The sequence below is a fragment of the Thalassotalea mangrovi genome, assembly GCF_005116735.1.
GTDB lineage: Bacteria > Pseudomonadota > Gammaproteobacteria > Enterobacterales > Alteromonadaceae > Thalassotalea_A > Thalassotalea_A mangrovi.
In genome coordinates this window covers 56407-82503 of the sequence record NZ_SWDB01000011.1, presented here as the reverse complement: position 1 = coordinate 82503, position 26097 = coordinate 56407, and the positions used below count along the sequence as shown (strand labels likewise).

Annotated in this window: 15 protein-coding genes; all 15 read left to right on the top strand. The window is 46.3% G+C overall.

What is annotated here, in order from left to right; all coding sequences use genetic code 11:
- The first annotated feature begins 8 nt into the window (after positions 1-8).
- The 15 genes from acnD (at position 9) to E8M12_RS06350 (ending at position 26034) form a co-directional block, all read left to right on the top strand.
- Positions 9-2612: a Fe/S-dependent 2-methylisocitrate dehydratase AcnD gene (gene acnD / locus E8M12_RS06420; RefSeq protein ID WP_136735274.1), complete on the top strand. Its 2604-nt coding sequence runs from the start codon at positions 9-11 to the stop codon at positions 2610-2612.
- A gap of 52 nt (positions 2613-2664) precedes the next feature.
- Positions 2665-3849: a 2-methylaconitate cis-trans isomerase PrpF gene (gene prpF, locus E8M12_RS06415; protein ID WP_136735273.1), complete on the top strand. Its 1185-nt coding sequence runs from the start codon at positions 2665-2667 to the stop codon at positions 3847-3849.
- Between the two features lie 420 nt (positions 3850-4269).
- On the top strand, positions 4270-4863 hold the full coding sequence (locus tag E8M12_RS06410) for a YccT family protein (protein WP_169303059.1): 594 nt from the start codon (positions 4270-4272) through the stop codon (positions 4861-4863).
- The gene (locus E8M12_RS06405; RefSeq protein WP_136735271.1) at positions 4860-5585 is read left to right on the top strand and encodes an SIMPL domain-containing protein; all 726 of its coding nucleotides are present in this window, start codon (positions 4860-4862) and stop codon (positions 5583-5585) included. The genes E8M12_RS06410 and E8M12_RS06405 overlap by 4 nt, the downstream gene beginning before the upstream one ends.
- A gap of 392 nt (positions 5586-5977) precedes the next feature.
- A complete protein-coding gene (locus E8M12_RS06400; protein ID WP_136735270.1) occupies positions 5978-6439 on the top strand; it encodes a GAF domain-containing protein in 462 nt (153 codons plus the stop codon).
- The gene (locus E8M12_RS06395) at positions 6436-6726 is read left to right on the top strand and encodes a hypothetical protein (protein ID WP_136735269.1); all 291 of its coding nucleotides are present in this window, start codon (positions 6436-6438) and stop codon (positions 6724-6726) included. Before E8M12_RS06400 ends, E8M12_RS06395 begins: the two co-directional genes overlap by 4 nt.
- 16 nt (positions 6727-6742) lie before the next feature.
- Positions 6743-7378, top strand: a complete 636-nt coding sequence (gene proQ / locus E8M12_RS06390; RefSeq protein WP_136735268.1) for an RNA chaperone ProQ — start codon at positions 6743-6745, stop codon at positions 7376-7378.
- Between the two features lie 17 nt (positions 7379-7395).
- The gene (gene prc / locus E8M12_RS06385) at positions 7396-9441 is read left to right on the top strand and encodes a carboxy terminal-processing peptidase (RefSeq protein WP_136735267.1); all 2046 of its coding nucleotides are present in this window, start codon (positions 7396-7398) and stop codon (positions 9439-9441) included.
- A gap of 205 nt (positions 9442-9646) precedes the next feature.
- Positions 9647-11134 carry a Na+/H+ antiporter NhaC gene (nhaC, locus tag E8M12_RS06380; protein ID WP_136735266.1) on the top strand — a complete coding sequence of 496 codons (1488 nt, stop codon included), beginning with the start codon at positions 9647-9649 and terminating at the stop codon, positions 11132-11134.
- Positions 11135-11147: 13 nt separating this feature from the next.
- Entirely contained in the window at positions 11148-13721 is a 2574-nt protein-coding gene (gene pepN / locus E8M12_RS06375) for an aminopeptidase N (protein ID WP_136735265.1), read from the top strand.
- Between the two features lie 322 nt (positions 13722-14043).
- Complete coding sequence (locus tag E8M12_RS06370) at positions 14044-16110, top strand: DUF1302 domain-containing protein (protein WP_136735264.1); 2067 nt, start codon at positions 14044-14046, stop codon at positions 16108-16110.
- An 11-nt stretch (positions 16111-16121) separates the two neighbouring features.
- A complete protein-coding gene (locus E8M12_RS06365) occupies positions 16122-17486 on the top strand; it encodes a DUF1329 domain-containing protein (RefSeq protein ID WP_136735263.1) in 1365 nt (454 codons plus the stop codon).
- A 68-nt stretch (positions 17487-17554) separates the two neighbouring features.
- Complete coding sequence (locus E8M12_RS06360) at positions 17555-18586, top strand: WD40/YVTN/BNR-like repeat-containing protein (protein WP_136735262.1); 1032 nt, start codon at positions 17555-17557, stop codon at positions 18584-18586.
- A 5-nt stretch (positions 18587-18591) separates the two neighbouring features.
- Positions 18592-20919, top strand: a complete 2328-nt coding sequence (locus tag E8M12_RS06355; protein ID WP_136735261.1) for an efflux RND transporter permease subunit — start codon at positions 18592-18594, stop codon at positions 20917-20919.
- Positions 20920-21189: 270 nt separating this feature from the next.
- The gene (locus E8M12_RS06350) at positions 21190-26034 is read left to right on the top strand and encodes an NAD-glutamate dehydrogenase (RefSeq protein WP_136735260.1); all 4845 of its coding nucleotides are present in this window, start codon (positions 21190-21192) and stop codon (positions 26032-26034) included.
- Positions 26035-26097: the final 63 nt, after the last annotated feature.

Sequence of the window (26097 nt, the reverse complement as noted above, 5' to 3'; positions counted from 1 at the left end):
ATATTGATATGAATTACCAATTCCGTAAGCCATTAGCTAATGCCAACATCGACTTTTTTGATACCAGAGAAGCGGTAGAAGCACTGAAGCCTGGCAGCTATGACACTTTACCTTACACCTCAAAAGTTCTGGCGGAACAGCTGGTTCGTAAATGCGATCCGGAAACACTGAACGATTGCCTGTTACAACTGATTGAGCGAAAGCGCGATTTAGACTTTCCCTGGTATCCTGCCAGGGTAGTTTGTCACGATATATTAGGGCAAACGGCACTGGTCGACCTTGCCGGACTGCGTGATGCTATCGCCGAGAAAGGCGGCGATCCGGCGAAAGTGAACCCGGTCGTACCAACCCAATTGATCGTTGACCACTCATTAGCCGTTGAAGCGCCAGGCTTTGATCCTGATGCATTTGATAAGAACCGGGCGATAGAAGAACGCCGAAACGAAGATCGCTTTCATTTTATCGAATGGACCAAAACTGCTTTTGAAAACGTCGATGTGATCCCGGCTGGTAATGGCATTATGCACCAGATCAACCTGGAAAAAATGTCGCCGGTTATTCAGGCCCGTGATGGGGTAGCGTTCCCGGATACCTGTGTCGGAACGGACTCTCATACGCCTCACGTTGACGCCCTTGGGGTTATTGCTATTGGTGTCGGTGGTCTGGAAGCAGAAACCGTGATGTTGGGTCGACCGTCGATGATGCGTCTACCCGATATCGTTGGTGTTAAGCTGACGGGCAAACGTCAGCCAGGTATTACCGCAACGGATATTGTTCTGGCAATTACCGAATTTTTGCGCAATGAACGTGTCGTTTCCTCTTATCTGGAATTCTTTGGTGACGGCGCTCGAGAGCTGACCATCGGTGACCGGGCAACGATTTCCAATATGACTCCGGAATTTGGGGCATCAGCTGGGATGTTCTATATCGATGAACAAACCATCGATTATCTGAAACTGACCGGACGTGATCCAGAGCAGGTCGCCCTGGTTGAAAATTATGCCAAACAAACTGGCCTGTGGGCAGATGATATGGCTGGTGCGCAATACGAGCGAGTCCTTGAATTTGACTTATCTTCTGTGGTTCGCAATATGGCTGGGCCATCCAACCCGCACCGTCGTTTACCTACGTCGGCTCTGGCAGAACGTGAGATTGCCGGTCAATGGCAAGAACCTGATTTAAATAACTGGCAGGGCAATATGCCCGATGGCGCCTGTATCATTGCTGCCATTACCAGTTGTACCAATACTTCGAATCCGCGCAATGTGATTGCGGCGGCACTAGTTGCCAAGCGTGCTAATGAATTAGGTCTGGTTCGCAAACCCTGGGTGAAGACTTCATTTGCACCAGGTTCGAAAGTCATCAAATTATATCTTGAAGAAGCGGGATTATTGTCAGAACTGGAAAAGCTCGGGTTTGGTATTGTTGGCTATGCCTGTACTACCTGTAACGGTATGTCCGGTGCATTGGATCCGAAAATTCAGCAGGAAGTGATCGAGCGCGATTTATACTCAACAGCGGTACTTTCTGGAAACCGTAACTTTGATGGCCGAATCCATCCTTATGCAAAACAAGCATTCTTAGCGTCACCACCGCTTGTGGTTGCCTATGCGATTGCCGGTACCGTGCGTTTTGATATTGAGCAAGATGTGCTGGGGAAAGACAGCAATGGCAACGATATTCGTCTTAAAGACATCTGGCCAAGTGATGACGAGATAGATGCCATTGTGGACGCTGCAGTAAAACCGGAGCAGTTTAACAAGGTATATCAGCCAATGTTTGAAATTCGCAATGTTGATAATGCCCTGAGCCCTCTATACGACTGGCGCGAGATGAGTACTTATATTCGTCGTCCGCCATACTGGGAAGGAGCCCTTGCTGGTGAGCGCACGATGAAAGGTATGCGTCCATTAGCGGTTCTTGGCGATAATATCACCACTGATCATTTATCACCTTCGAATGCGATTCTGGCTAGCTCCGCGGCCGGTGAGTACCTGGCGAAAATGGGACTGCCGGAAGAAGATTTTAACTCTTATGCGACACACCGCGGCGATCATTTAACTGCACAACGGGCAACGTTTGCTAACCCGAAATTGCTTAATGAAATGGTTCGTGATGACAAGGGTGACATCATTCAGGGTTCACTGGCGCGTATTGAGCCGGAAGGGCAGCAATCTAGAATGTGGGAAGCAATCGAGACTTACATGGACCGTGAGCAACCTCTGATCATCATTGCTGGCGCTGACTATGGTCAGGGTTCTTCCCGTGACTGGGCAGCTAAAGGCGTTCGCCTGGCAGGTGTTCAGGTCATTGTTGCCGAAGGTTTTGAGCGCATTCACCGTACTAACTTAGTTGGTATGGGTGTATTGCCGCTTGAATTCACTAACAATGATACTCGCAATACTTACTCGATTGATGGTAGTGAAACGTTTGATGTTGAAGGCACACCTGCTCCAGGTGCGTCAATGACGGTAGTGATGACCCGCGCCAATGGTGAGCGTGTTGAGATCCCGGTGAAATGTCGTCTTGATACCGCCGAAGAAGTATCCGTTTATGGTGCCGGTGGTGTGCTGCAAAAGTTCGCACAGGACTTTTTAAGCGCCAATGCATAAAGGTCGGTGGCACGAGCTGTGCCACCTGATTGGATAAACAAAGGAGAGATAGATGTCTCATCTTCCACAAATAAAAATACCGGCAACCTATATGCGTGGCGGCACTAGTAAAGGGGTGTTCTTTAACCTCGCTGATTTACCAGATGCCGCGCAGCAACCCGGACCGGTTCGGGATGCGGTATTGCTGCGCGTTATTGGCAGCCCGGATCCTTACCAAAAGCAAACCGATGGTATGGGCGGTGCAACATCAAGTACCAGCAAGACTGTGATCCTGTCGCCCTCCGAGAAGACCGATCACGATGTCGATTATTTATTCGGTCAGGTTTCTATTGATAAGCCTTTTGTCGATTGGAGCGGCAATTGCGGAAATCTCACTGCTGCGGTTGGCGCTTTCGCGATAGATCAGGGCATGGTTGCAAGCCAGCGAATTCCGGAAAATGGTGTGGTTGAGGTTCGCATTTGGCAAGCCAATATCGGTAAAACCATCGTTGCCCATGTGCCTATTACCGATGGCAAGGTTCAGGAAACTGGCGACTTTGAACTGGATGGCGTAACTTTTCCAGCCGCAGAAGTGGTGATTGACTTTATCGATCCAGCCGACAAAGACGGTTCTCTATTCCCAACCGGTAATGTAAGTGATTCTCTTGAGGTTCCTGATATTGGTGAATTTGATGCCACCTTTATCAACGCGGGTATCCCAACCATTTTCATTCCTGCTGCGCAGCTCGGTTTTACCGGGACGGAATTGCAGGATGATATTAATAATGACGAAGCGTTATTGGCGAGACTGGAAACCATTCGTGCCCACGGCGCATTGAAAATGGGATTAATTACGGATCTTGAAGAAGCCAAGGTGCGGCAACATACGCCGAAGCTGGCATTTGTCGCTGAAGCAGAATCTTATGTTGCATCGAGCGGAAAAGCGATTGCTAGTGAGTCCATAGACGTTCTGGTCAGAGCCTTGTCTATGGGCAAATTACACCATGCGATGATGGGTACTGCCGCTGTTGCTATTGGCACCGCCGCAGCGATTCCGGGCACTATGGTGGCAAACGCTCTTAAACAACAGGCGTCATCGTCAGTTACCTTTGGTCATCCATCAGGAACCTTAAAAGTTGGTGCTAAAACCATGCAGGAGCATGGTGCCTGGCAAGTAGACTCAGTCTCAATGAGTCGCAGCGCCCGGGTGCTTATGGAAGGCTGGGTTCGGATCCCGGGCCAGACGCTCGACCTGTAATCTTGATACCCTCCTTAAAACTTCAGAAAAAGACAGGTATCCCTGTCTTTTTTTTATAATACCAATCACATTAAGTTTGTGCACAACTCAGAGTTAGGGCAGAGGTTCAGTTACAACATAGATTTCATTGATATAGTCATTCTATATTAATGAATTATAGGGCAGTAAATGGGCCTCTGATGAACTCCCTACGGGTGAGTTTTAAAGGCGTTTATCCTGCGTTACTGATTTTGACAATGGAGTAACCATTCTCTGCAATCAAAGCCTTGTCTAAACGCCTTTAAATTCTCACTGAGTGAGCAATAATTTAATGTGATTGGTATAAGCTAATGATTATTTTGCCGATTACCTTGTCTTCAAGGGGGGCTATCAGCTAAATTTTACTCATACACTAATAAATAATGTCTGATGTCCTTAAGCATGAAAGCGATTCTTGTTTGTCTGTTCTTCCTTACCGCAATAACCGCGCAAGCGGCGCAATTAACGATTCCCGATACCTTCGAGGTGTTAGCCGTCGACGGTGAAAAACGGAGTAAATCATTTTTCACCCGAGCCACCGAACTGGATTTAGCCGCCGGCCAACATAGCGTACAACTGCAGTATCGAGAGATGTTTGAAGATGCCACCGAAGATGATCATCAAACCGTGCGCTCGGAACCTTTTGTGATCATGTTCAGTGTCAGTGCTGATGCCAAGTTGCAACTCCTTCATCCATTGCAGGCTGATGTTGAACAGGCAAAAGCCTTTGCCACATCACCACGCGTGCAACTCGTTGATAGTAACAATCAGGCCATACCGGTCGAGCAAATCAGTCAGCAGACTTACGAGCAGGAACTGATGTCAATGCAGCAACAACGACGGCAACAGGTGGTTAAGAAAAGCCTGAGTGATGACCCTACAGAATTTACCCATCAGGGGCCGGATAACCTGGAAATGATGAAATACTGGTGGCAGCAGGCAACAGACATTGAGCGTCAGGAATTTATTCGTTATTTACAGGAGGAACAACAATGAAACCGCTTCTGCTAATAACTATGCTGGTTGCACTTTATTCTCAGCCAGGCCATGCTGAGCAGGCAAAAGCAACGAACCCGGCAGGAATCGAAGTGATTGGTAAAGGGGAAGTGATTGTTAAGCCTGATACCTTTATTTTTACCATCACCATTAGTGAGCGAGCGGCCACAGCGAACGACGCGAAAGGGGTTGTCGATAAAAAGTCAAAAGAGATACTGTCGCTCGCCGATAAACTTTATATCGCTGATAAAGACATAGAGTCTTCGCAATTGCGAATCCGGCCAATATTTGCCCAGGAAAATCATCGGCCCCAGCCAAAATCCGACAATGAGTCGACTAAGCCACAGCAGCGTCCGGCACTGATTGAAGTATCCCGACACATCACTTTCACCCTGTTAAACCTAAATCACTACGATCAATTGCTGGAAAAAGGTGTGCAGCTTGGGGTTTCCAGTGTATCCCGACTGCGTTATGAAGTAAGTCGAGCGGACTTCTTTTATCAACAGGCCCTGGATGCCGCCATTGAGGATGCCAGGATGAAAGCCCAACGCATTGCCAAACATGCCAAGGTCAGCCTTGGAGCCGTATCTTATTTAAAAGAGTCTGAAAATTTTGCGCCAAGGCGAGTATACGGGATGACCGCCGATGCGCCGAATTACCAATCTTTACCAGCAGAACAGCAAATTTCGGCACAGGTACGGATGATATTTGAGATAAACTAGCCTTTATTCGATAATACCAATTCCATTAAGTTTTTACACAACGCAGAGTTTGGGCAGAGGTTCATTTGCAACATAGATTTCATTGATATAGTCATTCTATATTAATGAAATCTAGGGCCGGAAATGGACCTCTGATAAACTTCCTACGGGTGAGTTTTAAAGGCTTTTATACGGCGTTACTGATTTTGACAATGGAGCGACCATTTTCGGCAATCAAGGCCTTGCCTAAAAGCCTTTAAATTCTCACTGAGTGGGAAAACACTTAGTGGAATTGGTATATTTTAAAACTAAAGCTTTAACTTAGTGAAGTTACGAGGTATGTTATGCGCTTTTCATTGCAACGCATGTAACATAGCGATGTAATGCACGTAACATAACGGCTCGAAGCAAATATGGATAAACGCAATTTTTATCAGACTCTGGTTCAGCAGGTAGATGCTATTACCGCTGGCGAATCCGATATCATCGCCAATATGGCGAACATCAGTGCGATTCTTTTTAACGCTCTTGATAATGTCAACTGGGCAGGATTCTATCGATTGGTTGATGAACAGCTTATCTTAGGACCCTTTCAGGGACAGGTTGCCTGTATCCGCATCCCAGTAGGTAAAGGCGTCTGCGGTACAGCGGTTCAGGAAGGCAAAACTCAGATAGTTGCCGATGTCCATCAGTTTTCGGGTCACATCGCCTGCGATGCGGCCAGTAATTCCGAAATTGTGATACCAATATATGTTAACGGTGAGTGCATTGGTGTGCTCGACATTGACAGTGTTGCGTTTGCTAATTTCGATCAACAGGACGCTGAAGGATTGCAGCAGGTTGTCGATATTCTGCAGGAGCGCTGCAGCGGATGAAAGAATTTGTGGTGATTCATGATTACCTTGTCTCTGAACAGGTCGTTGGCGACTGGGATGGCGAGGAAGAACTGGTCGCAGAAAAACTGAATCTGATTTATCACACCATTTATCAAATGGCGGAAGAGGACATTGATCCTCAACAATTAACTTTCTTGCTGGAATTAGTCTGGGATACCTGGATAGGGCAGGAACATCTGGCTGAAATTGAAGAAGATGAACTTATCGACTGGTGTCACCACCTGTTGACGAATCGTGATCAATATCTGCAATCTCAGCACAATTAATTTACGAAGTAATACTATGGAAACCAAGAAAACCTCAAGCAAAGAAATCATTCAATACCTGGCCGAAAAATTCCCGGCTTGCTTTACCTCTCAAGGTGCGGTAAAACCATTGAAGGTTGGTATTTTTCAAGAACTTGCTGAAGCGTTACAAGAAGACGAAAAAGTCAGCAAAACGCAATTAAGACAAGCGCTTCGCCACTACACATCGAGTTGGCGTTACCTTAAGGCCATCAAGAAAGGCTCCCAGCGTGTGAACCTGCAAGGTGAAGCGGTTGCTGAGATTGATGAAGCACAGGCTGAGTTTGCTGCCAACGCCCTGAAACAGAGCCAGGAAAAATTTGCTAACAAAAAAGAAGCTGAAAATAAGCAAAATAAGACCTATAAAGGAACTAAAGCCGCTGAAAAACGCTCTACTATACCGGGGAAATCAAAAAACAAACCGGTAAAAGCGAAAAAGGCGCCGAAAAAAGAACCCGTTAAATTAGTCCAAGCTGAAGCTAACACATTGAAAACTGGAATGAAGGTGTTAGTGCAAGTTGGGAATTCACCAATTGATGCTACTATTACTGAAGTAGCGGGTAAAGATGTCAGTGTGCAGTTATTCTCCGGCATGGTAGTCAAAACTCGAGCGGACAAAATCTTTACCAAATAAACCAATGGAGTAGTTTTATGCAGAATGTATCTCGAATAGCCCTGGCGGTTGCTTTCTCGTTATCGTTATCATCCACAGCCGTTTTTGCTGAGCAGCCGAAGATTGATGTTAATGACTTGCCGCAGCTATCTCAGGAAATGCAGCATAAAACTGCCAGTAAACGTATTACCGCTACTTACTCTCGCTCTCATTACAAGCAGTTTGAACTCGATGATCAGCTTTCATCGCAAATCTTTGATTTGTACCTGAAGCAGCTCGATTACAACCGCTCGGTATTTTTGCAATCAGATATCGACGAGCTGGAAAAATATCGTAATCAGTTCGACGATATGATCGTTTCAGGTAAATTAGCGGATGCCTACGACATATATAACCTTAACGTCAAGCGTCGCTATGAACGCTACCAGCACGCGCTAACCTTGCTGGAAAACGAATTCGATTTCAAAATTGATGAAAGTTATGAATTCGACCGGGAAGAGGCAGAATATGCGAAATCCAAGGCCGAGCTGGATGAAATCTGGCGTAAACGTGTCAAATATGATGCCCTGAATTTGAAGCTGGCGGGTAAAGAATGGCCGAAGATTAAGGAAATCCTTTCTAAGCGTTATAACTATGCGATTAAACGCTTAAGCCAGGGTGAAAGTGAAGATGTCTTCCAGGTAGTAATGAATTCGTTTTCACGTACCGTTGAACCACACACTTCTTACTTATCACCACGTAATGCCGAGCGATTCCAAATGGAAATGAACCTGTCGCTTGAAGGTATTGGTGCGGTATTGCGAGCTGAAGATGACTTTACTGTGATCCAAAGCGTGGTTACCGGTGGCCCGGCGGATAAAAGCAAAAAAATAAAGCCCAAGGATAAAGTGATCGCGGTTGCTCAGGGCGATGAAGAGTTTGTTGATGTAGTCGGCTGGCGACTTGATGATGTGGTGGACTTAATCAAGGGGCCGAAAGGCACGACGGTGCGTCTGCAAGTGCAAAAGGGCGAAGATGACCCGCGTATTGTTGTGGTATCGATCGTTCGTGACAAGATCAAACTGGAAGACAGGGCCGCAAAATCGGAAGTCTATATCGAAAAGAATGCTGACGGTGAAGCCATTGCAAATGGCAAAAAGCTCGGTGTTATCACCATTCCAAGTTTCTATAACAAACTATCCCGCGATGTCGCCAAAGAAATCGCCAAGTTAAAAGAAGAAAACGTTCAGGGTATTGTCGTTGACCTTCGTGGTAATGGCGGCGGTTCTCTCACTGAAGCGACCTTGTTAACGGGCCTGTTTATCGACAAGGGGCCAGTTGTTCAGGTTCGCGGTATTGACGATAGAATCGAAATTAACAAAGACACTGATGGCCTCAGTTACTATGACGGTCCATTGACGGTGATTGTCGATCGCTACAGTGCATCGGCCTCAGAGATTTTCGCTGCAGCATTGCAGGACTATGGTCGAGCTGTGATTATCGGTGAAAATACGTTCGGTAAGGGCACGGTACAGCAGCACCGTGGTTTAGGGCGGGTCTATGACCTGTACGAGAATCCGTTGGGCAGCATTCAGTTTACGATTGCTAAATTCTATCGCATCGATGGCGGTAGCACTCAGCACAAAGGGGTACAACCTGATATTGAGTTCCCTTCGGCAATCGATCCGGCGGAGTGGGGTGAAAGCCAGGAAGAGCATGCTTTGGTTTGGGATAAGATCAAAAAAGCGCCTTATCGCCGCCTGCATGATTTCAGCCAGGACATCTCCTACCTGCAGTCTCTTCATGACCAGAGAATCAAGAAAAATGAAGAGTTTAAATACCTGGCCGAAGATATTGCCGAATATCAGGCTAAGAAGGATGATAAATCGATTTCATTAAATTACGAAGAGCGCAAAGCAGAGCGTGAAGAAAACAAGGCGAAACGTCTGGCCAGAGCGAATTTACGTTTGCAGGCGATGAACAAAGAGCCGGTTTCTTCGATTGATGACATTCCTGAAGATTTATCTGAATTGGACCCATTCTTAGACGAATCGGCAAACATTACATTCGACTTAGTTGAAATTGGCAAGCTTGCCAAAAAATAGCCGCTAATTTCATCTGCTTATAAAACCGCCTGTTATGGCGGTTTTTTTATAGGTATACCAAATATCTGCTCGTTTATGCGAGCGAGATTGGGGTAATTTGATTTTATTTCCTTTATACTGGCTGGTATTTTCGGCTCAACCGATTGAGCCTGTCGTTCGAATAAAATAATAAAAGCAATTAAATAAATTCACGGAATATAGTTTTATGTCAAGTCAACATTCCCCAAGAGATCCCAGTGCACTCGATGCCGCCATCCCCTTAGTCATCATGGTGACGTTGTTAGTGGCCGCCGTCCGTTATTTCGGAGATGGTTCCTCGTATGGCCCAAACCAGATAGCTTTGCTGATTGCTACTGGCGCTGCAATTATCATCGGATTTAAAAACGGTTATGGTTGGCAGGCGATGGAGCAGGCTATTGTTAAGGGAATCTCAATCTCTCTTGGCGCAGTACTGATCCTGCTTGCGGTTGGCTCCTTGATTGGTACCTGGCTATTATCTGGCACGGTACCAACAATGATTTACTACGGGCTAAACATACTCAATCCCAGTTGGTTTTACGCGGCAACCTGTCTGATTTGTGGATTGGTGTCGATGTCAATAGGTAGTTCCTGGACGACGGCAGCGACTATTGGTGTTGCATTACTGGCGGTTGCCAATGGCCTGGATTTATCACCGGCAATTACCGCTGGTGCGGTAATATCCGGCGCGTATTTTGGCGATAAAATCTCGCCTTTATCGGAAACGACCAACCTGGCGCCTGCGGTTGCTGGTAGTGAATTATTCGAACATATCCGTTACATGTTATGGACGACGGTACCGTCAATCACAACTGCGTTGATTTTATTCACGATTCTCGGCCTGACAGAAGATGTCAGTGGCATCAGTGATAAAGGCATGGAACTCAACGACCTGATGGTCCAGCATTTCGATATTTCGGTCATTAACTTAGTCCCATTGATTGTTCTACTTGGATTAGCGATTAAAAAAGTACCGGCATTTTTGTCCGTTGCCATCGGCGCCATCGTCGGCGCCATCTGGGCGGTATTATTTCAACAGGACTTTATTATGTCACTGGCCGCTGAGGGTATGAGCCGCCTCGATGGCAATGTGACTGTGGTCTGGACCGCATTTTTCGATGGTGTGTCGGTAAATACCGGTAATGAAAACCTCGATAGCCTGTTATCGCGTGGTGGTATGGCAAGCATGCTTAATACGGTGTGGTTGATCATCTGTGCCCTGGCATTTGGTGCCGTGCTCGAACAACTCGGCATGCTGCGAAAAATCATCAACAGCATTCTTGGCTTTGCCAAGTCAACCGGGGCGTTAATTTCTTCCACGGTTGCAACCTGTATCAGTACCAACATTATTACCGCCGATCAGTATATGTCGATTGTTATGCCTGGCCGGATGTACAAAGAAGAATATGAACGTCGTGGTTTACACCCGGTAGTGCTCAGTCGTACCCTCGAGGATTCAGGTACCATTACGTCGCCGTTAATTCCGTGGAACACCTGTGGTGCCTATATGGCCAGCGTTTTGGCGGTTAATCCTTTCGAATATATATTCTATTGTTTCTTTAACCTGATTAACCCGGTTTTAGCGGTCGTCTACGGATTTATTGGTTTTCAGATTAAAACCCTGGCCACTAAAGTAACCGGCAACAGCAATCGTCCAGTCACTTCAAATAAGTAATTACAGCAGAGTCATGACAGATTTTACCCCACGATTTTTAAAAGACTATCAGCCAGCGCCTTATCAAATTCATACGGTAGATCTTTATATCGAGCTGGATGATGAGCGCACCCTGGTGCGCAATCAAATGCAAATTAAGCGCCATGGCGATGCCGATGAAAATGAACCATTGGTATTGGACGGCCAACATATGGAACTTCAGGGGTTGTGGCTCAATGGTGAAGCCCTTAATGCCAGCCGTTATCAATGCGATGAGCAGAGTCTTACCATCACCCATTGCCCTCAGGCGTTTACCTTGACCATAGAAACCCTGGTCAATCCGAAAGCCAATACCGCACTAGAAGGCATATATAAGTCTGGCGGCGCTTTTTGTACCCAGTGTGAAGCCGAAGGATTTCGACGCATCAGCTATTTTCTCGACCGCCCGGATGTGATGGCGATTTACACCACCACAATCGTTGCCGATAAAGATAAATATCCTTACCTTCTCGCGAACGGCAACTGCATTGAACGACGAGATTTGGAGCGTGGCAGGCATTTGGTTACCTGGCACGATCCGTTCCAAAAACCTTGTTATTTATTCGCCCTGGTTGCCGGTGATTTTGATTTGCTCGAAGACAGGTTTGTGACCCAGTCAGGACGTGAAGTCGCTTTACAATTATTTGTCGATAAAGGCAACTTAGATAAAGCCAGGTTTGCGATGCAGGCATTGCAGGACTCCATGGCCTGGGATGAACGGGTATTTGGATTGGAATATGATCTCGATATCTACATGATAGTCGCCGTTGATTTTTTCAATATGGGAGCGATGGAAAATAAAGGCCTGAATATTTTCAATTCGAAATTCGTGCTGGCCGATCAGCGCAGTGCCACTGATGATGACTTTTTTAATGTCCAGGCAGTGATTGGCCATGAATACTTTCATAACTGGACTGGCAACAGGATTACCTGCCGCGATTGGTTTCAGCTTAGCCTGAAAGAAGGATTGACGGTATTTCGTGATCAACAGTTTAGTGCCGATATGCATCAACCAGACGTGACCCGGATCAGCAATGTGCGGTTACTAAGAGCGCAACAATTTGCCGAGGATGCCGGCCCAATGGCTCATCCAATCCGCCCGGAAAAGGTGGTAGAAATGAATAATTTCTATACCTTAACCGTGTATGAAAAGGGCGCTGAAGTGATCCGCATGCTACACACCTTACTGGGTGAGCAGGGATTCCAGCGCGGTATGAAAGAATATATTGCTCGGCATGACGGCCAGGCAGTGACCTGTGATGATTTTATCGCCGCAATGGCCGCAGCCAATGATACCGATCTGCAGCAATTCTCGTTATGGTATTCTCAGGTTGGCACGCCTCAGGTTGAGGCCACAAGCAATTATGATGCGAACAGCGGTTCTTTAACCCTGACCGTAGAACAACGGCCTGCATCGGGTCAACAGCATCCACCTTTGCTAATCCCAATAGGCTACGAATTACTGGCACAAGATTCGAAAAAAGTTATGCACAAGGGTGTGTTATCGCTGACACAAACAACGCAACAATTTACCTTTGAGCAGCTCAACGAGCAGCCTGTAGTGGTTTTACTGACCGGATTTTCCGCCCCCGTTAAGCTTCATTTCAGCCAGTGTGAAGATGAACTGATGACCATCATGGTACATGCCGATGATGGCTTCTCGCGTTGGGAAGCAACACAGATTCTGTTTCGACAGTGTATCGCCCACTATTATCAGGATGAGTCCTTCAGCTTGGCGGATAGCCTGAGTAGGGCTTTTGCTGATATTCTCGATGCTGAGGTTGAACCTGCATTCAAGGCGCTGCAAATTACCTTACCCGGATTTGCCGAGATGACGGAATTTTTACAGGATGTAGAGCCGCAGCAACTGTTAAATGCACTGAGCCGGTTTAAGCTTGATTTGCTAGGTAAACAACAGGCAAAGTTACAGGCCATGTATCAGGCCTGTGATCAAAAGCTGCAATCGGGTGAGGGACACGGAGCGGGGTATCGAGCCCTGAAAAATGCTTGCCTGGAGTATCTGGTACAGGGGCAGTCCTTTGACACTGAGGTCACCGCGCAGTATCAGAAAGCGAGTAATATGACGGAAAAAATTGCCGCCCTGCAGGTCGCGGCGAGTGAAAACTTACCTTGTTTTGAGGCGCTAAACCGCGACTTTTTTGCGCAATGGCAAGACGATAGCCTGGTCATGGATAAATGGTTTTCAATTCAGGCCCGTATTGAAGATGACGCCGTATTTGAGAGGTTAGAAGGGTTACTAAATCATCCGAAATTTTCTATGCGTAATCCCAATCGAGCGCGGGCTCTGATTGGCAGCTTTGCTGTCCATAATCCGAAATACTTCCATCATGCGAGTGGCAGGGGCTATGACTGGCTAACGGATCAGATCGTAAAACTTGATGCGATTAATCCGCAGGTTGCCTCACGACTAATTACGCCATTGATTCAGACCCAGGGTTTTGCATCGTCGGTGCAGGAAACAATGCGTAAGCGACTGCAGCGATTACAGCAATTGGATGATATCAGTGCTGATATTGGCGAGAAAATCAACGCAGCTCTCGTTAATTAAGGCGTTTGGGAAAATTATTTTAAATTAATTTTGGTAATTCTAGAGCTTCTACTTTAAACGTGGTCTGACCATTAAAGAAAAAGTCGATAGACTCAGATAAAACCAATATTATGCGCACCATTTGCCATTCTATTGAGTTTTAAACGGCTGTTTTAAACAGTGTGGGGTTGGGGCGCATAGAAAGCGTAATAATCATTAATATAGAGTCACCTGGTAATTTATTTTAACGGTTGCCACGTTGAATAAATGATGTAATCATTGTTTAACTGCTATACGTAGAAAGAAAAATAAAATTACTTGCGTATTTTTTTGGGGAGAAAACATGAAGCAAAATGCTTTGGTTAAATTTTGCAAGAGTCCGGTAGCTAAAGGTATTGCTGTAGGACTGTTATCTTTGACTGTCACACAAGCCAATGCGGTGAATTTTGATCTGGGAGATTTCGAAATCAGTTTTGATTCAACGTTTTCTTACGGTGAGAGCTGGCGTGTTGAGAATCGCAATTGGAACGATAATATTGGTAAATCCAACAATCTCAATAACAACCTGGACTGGCAAATGTATGACTACTCGTCATCGCAGATCTGGGATTTACCCGGTTCTTACTCGACCAATGGTGATTTAGGTAACCTTAATTTTAATTCCGGAGAAGCGTTCTCCAGAGTCTTCAAAGGTTCTCACGAGTTAGATGTGCGCTACGACAACTTCGGTTTCTTTGCCCGTGGTCTTTATTTCTACGATTTTGAACTTATGGGTGGCGGCCGTCCTTATTCAAACCCTCTGGATGGCAGTGAGTATGACCCTTGTGATGACGACGATGCCAAAGAAGAAGTCTGTGCCGATGTACGTCTGTTAGATGCATTCTTTTATGCAGATTTTGATATCGGTGATACTCCGGTTTCTGTGCGGGTCGGTGAGCAAGTGATCAGTTGGGGTGAGTCGACGTTAATCTCCCACGGTATCAGCGAAATCAACCCAGTGGATATTGCTCGCTTGCGTGCCCCTGGTGCTGAGCTGAAAGAAGCCTTTATTCCGTTTGGTGCGGTATGGACTTCATTTGGCGTTACCGAAAACTTTAACATCGAAGCCTACTATCAATATCGCTGGGAAAACTCGATTCTGCCGGCACCGGGCAGTTATTTCTCTACCAATGACTTTGCTGGCTCTGGCGGTTATGCCAATAATATTCAGTTAGGTTTTGGTTCCGCTCCAGACCTGAACCTGGATACCCTGTACGGTATGTTACAACAGGCGGGCGAACTGGCCCGTAGTGGCGATGGCGCAACGGCAGGTAATATGCTGGTTGGTTTGAGCCGTGCGGTTACCTTGCGCGCTCAAGGCTACGGCGATAGTGCCTTTGATAGCGACGGCAATCTGGTCGGTAATGTTGAGCCGGAAGACGGTGGTCAGTACGGTTTACGTTTCTCTTATTTCATGCCGGAGTTAAATGATACCGAACTTAGTCTGTACTACATGAATTATCATTCCCGCAGACCATTAATTTCAGGTGTTACGGCTGACTATACCAATATCGCTCAGGATGTGGCGATGGTAGCAAACCCGGAATTTGCCATGGATGATGTGACCAAGCTGGGCGTATTCTCCAAAGCACAGTTGTTCTTCCCGGAAGATATCAAGTTATATGGCTTGAGTTTCAATACTACGGTTGGATTGACTTCCGTAGCCGGTGAAGTCAGTTATCGCCAGGACGAGCCACTGCAAATCGATGACGTTGAGTTGTTGTTTGCCGCAGTACCACAGCAATTAGCCAATGCCGGCCTGGCACCATTTTTAGATGGTATCTCGCAAATGAAGAAACCTGATGGTAGTGAATTCCAGCAGGGTGAAGCTGCGAAAGGTTGGATTGAGTCCGATACTTTGCAGGCTCAGGTTACCTTGACCCACTTATTCGGGCCAACGTTTGGCGCCAGCCAGTTCACCGGCCTGGTAGAAATCGGTGGTATCAACATTATGGATATGCCGGATGAAGATGTGTTACGCCTGAATGGACCGGGTGGTAGCCGCTCTGGTACTTCTACGTTGGACAATCCGTATATTGGGCCACTGTTTGGCGGTACCGAAACCAATATGTTCCCAACCGAATTTGCCTGGGGCTACCGCGCCCTGGCGAAACTGGACTACAACGATGTATTTGCTGGTGTGAATGTATCCCCACGAGTGGTATTTTCTCACGATGTAAAAGGCACCACGCCTGATCCTTTGTTCCTGTTCGTTGAAGATCGTAAATCTGTTGCCTTTACCGTCGGTTTTGATTACCAGAGCCGCTGGTCAGCAGACATCAGTTATAATGCGTTCTTCGGTGGTGCGGGTACAATTAACCAAATAGAAGATCGTGACTTTGTGTCGTTTAACGTCAAGTATTCAATTTAAAGGTTAACAAGATGAAAAAATTTGCAATGATTTCAATGGCAATTTCACTTGCCCTGGGTTCAGCGACAGTAAGCGCTAAAGTCAGTGAAGATGAAGCCAAGAAACTGGGCACCGAACTGACTCCGCTTGGTGCGGAAATGGCAGGCAATGCTGATGGCTCGATTCCAGCCTGGACTGGTGGTATTACTAACCCACCAGCCGGTTACAAAGTGGGCGACCATCACCCGGATCCATTTCCAGAGGATAAAATCCTTTATACCATTACGGCGAGCAATTACAGTGACTACGCAGACGTATTAACGCCGGGCCAGCAAAAGCTGTTTCAGACCTATCCGGATACATTCAAAATGAATGTTTATCAGACTCGTCGCAGCGCGTCCTATCCGCAACACGTTTATGATGAAACTCGCAAAAATGCGACCCGTAGTGAACTGATCCAGGGTGGCAACGGTATTACTAAAGCTGCGGTTGGTATTCCGTTCCCAATTCCGGCCAACGGCCTGGAAGTTATCTGGAATCACGAATTACGTTATCGCGGTGAACAGGTCACGCGTGAAGGTGGGCAGGCTGCGCCGACGGCTGGTGGCGACTACACCTATCTGAGCTTCGATGAATCATTGATTTTGCCATACGGCATCAAAGGAGCTTCTTACGAAGAGCTGGAAAAAACCAATATTCTGTTTAAGTTCAAGCAAAAAGTGATGGCACCTGCCCGACTGGCTGGTACTGCGCTATTGGTCCATGAAACCATGGATCAGGTAAAGACACCACGTCAGGCATGGACCTATAATACTGGCCAGCGTCGTGTGCGCCGTGCTCCGAACGTCGCCTATGACGCGCCGGGTACAGCATCGGATGGCCTGCGTACTACCGATGACTTCGATATGTTTAATGGTGCGCCGGATCGTTATAACTGGACCTTAGTCGGTAAGAAAGAGTTACTGATCCCATACAACGATTACAAGTTGCACTCTGACAGCGTCAAGTATGATGAGATTTTAAAGCCAGGCCACATTAATCCTGACCTGGTTCGTTATGAGAAACATCGTGTCTGGGTAGTAGAAGCGAATTTGAAATCTGGCACCAGCCACATTTATAAAAAACGTACCTTCTTTATCGATGAAGACTCATGGCAGGTTTCTGTCGTAGATATTTACGATAATCGTAATGAGCTGTATCGGGTTGGTATGGCACACGCCATCAACTATTACGAGTTACCAGCGCAATGGTCTACACTTGAAGTGTTCCACGATCTCCAGTCGCGTCGCTATATAGCGATGGGTCTGGACAACGAACATAAAATGTATGACTTCCAGACTCCATTAAGTGAGAAAGACTTTACCGCGTCTGCATTGCGACGTGAAGGTCGACGCTAATCGTTCTTATCGTAGTAACCAACGGTTGGCTGCGGCCAACCGTTTTCATTTATACCATTGGAAAATGCATGTTGCGAAATATACTAATCTTGTTGTCGGTATTGACGTTTTCTAATCAGTTAATCGCGCAAAATAATCAATCGAGCGAAGCTGATTCTCCCCAGTATTCTGAAATTTTGCCTCTTGCCAGTAAATCTTTGATGCTGGATATTGCTAAGGTCAGTGACTCAAAACTTATCGCCGTCGGTGAGCGCGGACATATTTTATCTTCTGAAGACGGCGTATCCTGGAAGCAAAAACTGGTTCCTACCGTCTCGACCCTGACCCAGGTGTTTTTTTACGATGAACTTAACGGTTGGGCAGTAGGGCACGACTCTGTGATCTTGAAAACCACGGATGGAGGTGAAACCTGGCAGATACAGATGTATGCACCCGAATTAGAACGTCCTTTATTCGATGTGTTGTTTACCGATCTTAATAATGGCGTGGCCGTTGGTGCCTATGGCCGCTTTTTACGCACTCAAGACGGTGGCAAAACCTGGCAGGAAGAATTTCATGATGAAATGCTTGTCGAAGATGATCGTCTTTATTTGCAGGAGTTAAAAGCCGAAGACGAAGAAATGTATCTGGATGAGATCCGCAGTATCTTGCCTCATTTCAACCGTGTTAAGGCCATCGGTAATGAATGGTTCCTGGTTGGCGAGCTGGGCCTGTTGGCGAAAAGTTCAGATCAGGGAAAACAATGGCAGTTACTGGACGAGATTTATCAGGGCTCATTTTTTGATATCAATGTTGTTGATAACGACAAGATTATTGTCGCTGGTTTACGCGGTAATTTATTTACCTCAGACGACAACGGCAACTCCTGGCAACAGGTAGATGTCGATAGCACCGCCTTATTAAATGCCATCGTTATCGCACCGGATAATTCGGTTTATGTGTTGGCTAACGCCGGGGTGCTGTTAACCAGTAGCGACAAAGGAGATTCCTTTTCCCTGCAGACAGAAAAAGACGGCAAGGCAATCATTGCCGGGGTTTGGTTTAAAGAGCAGTTGGTTGTGGCCACAGAAACCGGCCTGAAAGTAGTACAGGGTCAATAATTATAATGAAGAGCTTATACAATCACTTCGAACGAAATATCTTTCGATTCCGCTTTGGGGTAATCGGCCTGTTTTTGCTGATCACCGCCTATTTATTCGTACATGCGACGCAGATTCGCCTCGATGCATCGTTCGAAAAAAATATTCCGCTGAACCATGAATATATGAAAACATATTTAAAGCACCAGCAAAATTTTGGTGGTGCCAATAATGTGTTAATTTCGGTGTGTAATACCGAAGGTGATATTTTTACCACCGACTTCTTTACCACCTTACGCGGCGTTCATGACCAACTGTTTTTTATTCCCGGTGTCGATCGCATTCAGGTAAATTCATTATTTTCACCATCAACACGATTCGTTGAAGTGGTCGAAGATGGTTTTGCCGGTGGTCCGGTTATTCCAGCCGATTTTGATGGTAGTGTACAAGACCTGCAGGTGGTTAAAGCCAATATCGAAAAGGCGGGCATTGTTGGTAGCGTTGTTTCCGACGATTATACCTGTTCGATGGTAAAGACCTCGCTCATGGAAATCGATCCGCAAACCGGTGAAAAGCTCGATACGCTCAAGCTTGCCAAACAACTTGAAGACGAAATTCGTAACGTCTACGAGAAAGACGGTATCAGTATTCATATTATTGGCTTTGCCAAAATGGTCGGTGACATTGCTGACGGCGCCAAGGGAGTAGTGACCTTCTTTGCTATCGCTATCGCCATTACGGCGGTGATGGTTTATTTATTCTGCCGCTCGTTTACGCTGACGATTCTACCAATTGCCTGTTCATTAATTGCAGTGGTGTGGCAGATGGGCGTCTTATCCTGGTTAGGATTCGGCCTCGACCCGATGTCTATCCTGGTGCCTTTTTTGGTGTTTGCAATCGGTGTCAGTCACGGCGTACAGATGATCAACTCGGTATCTCGTGAGGTTGCCAATGGTAATAATCCGAAACAGGCCGCTCAGTTAAGTTTCCGCAAGCTTCTGATTCCTGGTGGGGTTGCCTTGTTGTCAGACACCATTGGCTTCTTGACCTTATTGGCGATTGATATCGGCATTATCCGCGAACTGGCAATTGCCGCTTCACTGGGTGTGGCGTTAATTATCTTTACTAACCTGTTTTTACTACCTGTGCTTGTTTCCTTCGTCCGGTTTGATCAGGAAGAGCAGAAACAAATTGTCGAAACGGCCGATCATAAACTGATGGCGCGCCTGTTATGGAAAAAAGCGAATATTGTTACGTCGCCAAAACCTGCAGCGTTGATCATTATTGTCGCCGCTCTGTTGTATTTCTGGGGCCAGTACCAGGGACAAAAACTTAAAATCGGTGAACTACATGCCGGTGCTCCTGCCTTGCACGAAGATTCCCGCTATAACCAGGATACCTTCTTAATCACCGATAAATATGCAATTAGTGTTGATTACATGTCAGTTGTGGTTGAGACCTTCCAGGACTCATGCATTTATCATGAGGTTCTCGATGTTGTCGATGAAATGCAATGGCGCATGGAGAATATTCCTGGTGTGCAATCGGCGGTATCGCTGGCCAGTATCGCTAAAGTGGTGAACTCTGGTTACAACGAAGGCAACCAAAAATGGAAAGTGTTGTCGAGAAACCAGCAATCATTGGTGCAGTCTATTGCCCGGGTACCAACCACCAGTGGTTTGTTGAATCGTGATTGTTCGGCGATGCCTATTATCCTGTTCCTTGAAGATCACAAAGCGGAAACAATCGATCGCGTAGTTGCCGCGGTGAAAGAGTATCGCCAGCAACTAGGCACCGATAAGATCCAATTTAAGCTGGCTTCCGGTCCGGTCGGTGTGATGGCGGCAACCAATGAAGCGGTAGCAGAAGCGCAGACCCCGATGATGTTGTACGTCTACGGTGCGGTGATTTTATTATGCTTAATCTCGTTCCGCTCGATTAAAGCAACGATCGCTGTGATTCTGCCATTGTATGTGGTTTCAACACTGGCACAGGCGTTAATGACGTATCTGGATATCGGTCTGACCGTATCGACCTTGCCGGTTATTGCCCTTGGGGTAGGCATCGGTGTCGATTACGGGATTTATATTTTATCGACCATGAGTCAACGCATCCGCGCCGGGGAAAGTGTTCCGCAGGCATATCTGGCGGCACTGAAAGAACGTGGTTCAGCGGTACTGATCACAGGTCTGACCCTGGCAATCGGTGTCTCTACCTGGTTTTTCTCGGCGCTGAAGTTCCAGGTCGATATGGGTATCATGTTAACCTTTATGTTCCTGGTCAATATGTTAGCAGCAATTATTCTGCTTCCGGCTATCTCCGCATACCTATGGCGAGATAAGTTGAAAAAGTAAATAATTTCTTATAAAACTGTTGCATAAATAATCAAGAAAATGGCCTTAGGGCCATTTTCTATTTATGGCCACTGAATAATTCACGGTTTTGTTCTCCAGGCCTTATCCAAATTGGTATCTTTACTCTAAAAAAGTGCTCGCAATCCCTTATTTTTCCTAATAGAATTCGCGCAATAGACTATTCTAAATACCAAAATAAAAAGAAATTTGACGAATTGATTGAAAGTTTTAGTAGTCAATTTCATTTGCCAAACCAGAGGATACTCAAGCATGGCGTCACTAGATAATAAATCTTCTGTGCTTTTTAAAAATGTTTCAGCGTTAATTCACGACAAAGTTCCACCCGAAACCGCTCCATTGCTCGACAAATTCACCGACTTACTTTATGCCAATATCTCCAAAGAAGACCTGGCGTTGCGTAATGATAGTGACGTTTATGGCGCTACCTTAAGCTTGTGGAAAGCTTTGAATGCGCAGGTTGACAATAAACCATTTATTCGGGTTCTGAATCCTCAGGTGTCTCAGCATGGCTGGAAGTCCAGCCACACGGTTATCGAGGTGATCATCAAGGATATGCCATTTTTGGTAGATTCAACCCGGATCGCGTTAAATCGACTGAATCTTTTCCCACATCTGATCCTGAACTGCCCAATGAACATTGTTCGCGATGATAAAGGGCAGGTTATCGATATGGCAGCTGGCGCCACCAAGCTGAAAAACAGTGTTACCGAAACGGTATTTTTCATTGAAATCGATCGTTTGACCGAACAGCAACAAATCGACGAGCTAACCGAAGAATTACATTCCGTGTATCAGGACGTTTCATTAACGGTTGACGACTGGCAGCCAATGAAAAAGCGTTTCGAACAGTGCATCAAAGAAATGGCGGATGCCAAATCGATCGTTTCCGAGCAGGATTATCGTGAATCGAAAGAATTGTTATCCTGGCTAGCCAACGATCACTTTACCTTCATGGGGTATCGCTCTTATGAGGTGAAACGCGTCGAAGGTAATATCTCTATAGAAGGCAAATTAGATACGTCACTGGGTCTGTTACGAAAATCGACAACCAGTAAGCCGATGTTATTGTCTGAGCTAAGCGGTTCAGCACGGGAGCTGGCAATCGGCAAAAACCTGCTGCTGTTGACTAAAACCAATTCCCGTTCTCGTGTGCACCGTCCTGCCCATATGGATTACATCGGTATTAAGAAGTTCGATAAAGACGGCAATATCATCGGTGAAGAGCGCTTCCTTGGGTTGTTTGGCTCTTCTTTTTACAACGACAGCGCTCTTAATTTGCCGTTGATTGGCAGCAAAGTAAAACGTGTGTGTGAGCAATCGGGTTATGCACCATCGTCGCATGCCTACAAAACCCTGATTAACATTCTTGAGACCTATCCAAGAGATGAAATCCTGCAATCAAGCGAAGAAGAATTGTTGCAGACAGTACGCGGTGTACTGCAAATGCAGGAGCGAGACCTGACTGGATTATTTGTCCGTCGTGATGCGTTTAATCGTTTCTATTCCTGCATGGTTTACGTACCACGGGATCGCTATAACACCCAGTTGCGTATCGACACCCAACAAATATTAAAACAAGCCTTTGGCAGTGATGAAGAAGTTGAGTTTACGACCTTCTTCTCAGAATCGGTGCAGGCCCGTACCCACTACATAGTAAGAGTAAAAGAAACAAAAGCGGATATTGATGTGAAGGAAATTGAGCGCAATCTGAATGCGGCTGCAAGCGGCTGGGATGACAAACTGGCCAGTGCCTTAAGAATGAATAAAGGGGAAGCGAAGGGCAAAATGTTACGTCGCAAGTACTCTGGCTTCCCACAGGCTTATAAACACGAAGTATTACCTGGTACTGCCATCGTCGATATCGACAAGCTGGAGAAAGTGACCGCAGAAAACCCACTGGAAATGCTTTTTTATCAGCCACTTGAAGAAAAAGCCGACAGCCGCTTTGTGAAACTGAAGCTGTTTCATAAAGGTGAGCCGCTGCATTTATCCGATGTGTTACCTATGCTGGAAAATTTCGGCTTGCGGATCATTGGTGAGAGCCCGTATTCGGTAGTAAACAGCGATGGTGAAATGTGCTGGATCCTGGATTTCTCGATGTTGCTGACGTCCGAGAAAGCCTTCGATTTGGAACAGGTGCAGAACCTGTTCCAGGATGCGTTTGCGAAAGTCTGGCATGGTGAACTGGAAGATGATGGTTTTAACCGTTTAATTTTAGGTGCCGGCCTGGCCGGTCGCGAAGTTTCGATTTTACGTGCGTTCGCTAAGTACCAGCAGCAAATCGGATCAACTTTCAGTCAAAGTTACATTGAAGATGCGTTTACGCGCTATCCGGGGTTCGCCGAGCTGCTGATCAAATTATTTGAACTGAAATTTGCGCCGTCGGATAAATCAAAAGACAAGGCTATCGCTAAGGTTCTGGAAAACATCGAATCTTCACTGGACAATGTTGCCAGCCTTGATGATGACCGTATCATTCGCCGTTATGTGGAAATTATTAATGCTACCGTGCGCACTAACTATTTCCAACCGAAGGAAAATGGCGAAACCAAGTCTTACATTTCCTTTAAGTTGTTGCCTGAATTAATTCCGGAAATGCCTAAGCCATTACCTAAGTATGAGATCTTTGTTTACTCACCAGATGTCGAAGGTGTGCACCTACGCGGTGGCAAAGTCGCGCGTGGTGGTCTGCGTTGGTCTGACAGACGTGAAGATTTCCGTACTGAAGTCCTGGGCCTGGTTAAAGCGCAACAGGTTAAAAATACGGTGATCGTACCGGTTGGTGCGAAAGGTGGTTTTTATTGTAAGCGTTTGCCGGTTGGTGGCACGCGGATGGATATTTTTGAAGCCGGTAAAGAGTGTTATCGCACCTTTATTCGTGGTCTGCTAGATATCACCGACAACATCGTTGCCGGTGAAATTGTCCATCCGGACAATGTGGTTCGCCATGACGACGATGATACTTACCTGGTGGTCGCTGCAGATAAAGGAACGGCGACATTCTCCGATACCGCAAATGCCATTTCCGAAGAATACAATTTCTGGCTTGGTGATGCGTTCGCATCTGGTGGTAGTGTTGGTTATGACCACAAACAAATGGGTATCACGGCAAAAGGCGCCTGGGAGTCGGTAAAACGTCACTTCCGTGAAATCGGCATCGATTGTCAAAGCACCGACTTTACCTGTCTGGCGATAGGGGATATGGCTGGTGACGTATTTGGTAATGGTATGCTGCTATCCAAGCACACTTGCCTGCAGGTTGCCTTTAACCATATGCACATCTTCATCGATCCAACACCGGATGCTGCGAGCAGCTACCAGGAGCGTCAGCGTTTATTCGACCTGCCGGGTTCAAGCTGGGAAGACTACAATACCGATCTGATTTCTGAAGGTGGTGGGGTATTCTCCCGTGCGGCAAAATCGATCAAGCTTACCCCACAAATGAAGAAAATGTTGGGCACTAAAAAGGCGACCATGGCACCGAATGAGTTGATCCAGACAGCATTGAAAATGCAGGTTGACCTGATCTGGAATGGTGGTATTGGTACTTACATCAAGGGTAGCAGCGAAAGTCACCTGGAAGTTGGTGATCGTGCAAACGATGTATTACGTGTCAACGGTAAAGAAGTTCGCGCCCGCATTATTGGTGAAGGTGGTAACTTAGGTTGTACCCAGTTAGGTCGTATTGAATACACCGCTAATGGTGGTCGAATGAATACAGACTTTGTTGATAACGTTGGCGGTGTAGATTGTTCCGATAACGAAGTTAACATCAAAATTCTGCTAAATGGACTGGTTGCAAGTGGTGACCTGACTCTGAAACAGCGTAATCAGCTTCTTTATGACATGACCGATGCGGTAGAAGATATTGTTCTGGAAGACTGTTATCGTCAGACCAACTCGATTTCAATTACTGAATCGCGTGGCGGCAAAAACCTGAAAGAGCACCAGCGTTTCATTCAGTATCTGGAACGTGAAGGAAAACTGGATCGGGCATTGGAATTTATGCCAATTGACGAGGAAATTAATGATCGAATCGCTCAGGGACGTGGCTTAACCCGTCCAGAACTTTCGGTCATGGTTGCTTACGGCAAAATGGTGTTAAAAGAACAGTTGGTACACCCGCAAATTACCAACGATCCATATCTTGGACAGTTGCTGAATAATGCGTTTCCAATGCAGCTGCAGGAGCGCTATGCCGAGCAGATGCAAAATCACCCGTTGAAAGCGGAGATTATTGCCACTCAGCTTGCCAACCTGTTGTGTAACCTGATGGGCGCTAACTTCGTGTATCGCATGCAGGAAGAAACCGGTTCATCGGTGGAAGAAATTGCCATGTGTTTTGCCATGGCCAGCGCCGTATTTGAAATGGAGCAGACCTGGGAGGCCGTTGAAGCCCTCGATAACAAGGTTTCGGCAAGCGTGCAAAGCGAGATGCTGTTTGAACTGCGTCGTACCATTCGTCGTGCAACCCGCTGGTTCCTGCGTCATCGCAATAAGTCTTTCAGCATCGAACAAGCGGTAGATTTTTATCAGCCAACCTTCAAGGTGTTGAGTGGTAAACTGGATAAATTCCTGGTCGATAAAGAAGCCCGTGAACTGAATGAGTTACAGTCCAAGCTGTTAAATGAAAATGTGCCGGCTGATCTGGCAAATCGAATTTCTCAGTTAAGCACCTTATTCTCGGTTATGGATATCGCTCAGATTGCCTGTCAGGATGGCCGTGATATTGAATTGGTGGCGCAGTTATACTTCTCGTTGGGTGTGCGTTTACACTTACACTGGTTCCTTGACCAAATTACCAATCAACCGGTTGGCAACCATTGGCAGGCACTGGCACGAGCGTCATTCCGCGAAGAGCTGGACTGGCAGCAACGCTCTTTAACCTCGGTGGTGTTACGATTGAATCCAGAGTTAAGCGATATCGAAAAGATGATCGATAACTGGGAACAACGCTCGGAGCAACCACTGGAGCGCTGGCACCAGATCCTGGCGGATTTCAGAACCACTAAGATCCATGAATTCGCGAAATTCTCAGTTGGCTTACGGGAGTTAATGTTATTAGCGCATCATTGCGATCCTAATCTTCATTAAGCACGAACATCAGGCTTGCTGGTATCAGGCAAGCCTGGGTAATGTAGAAAAATCTACGAAAAA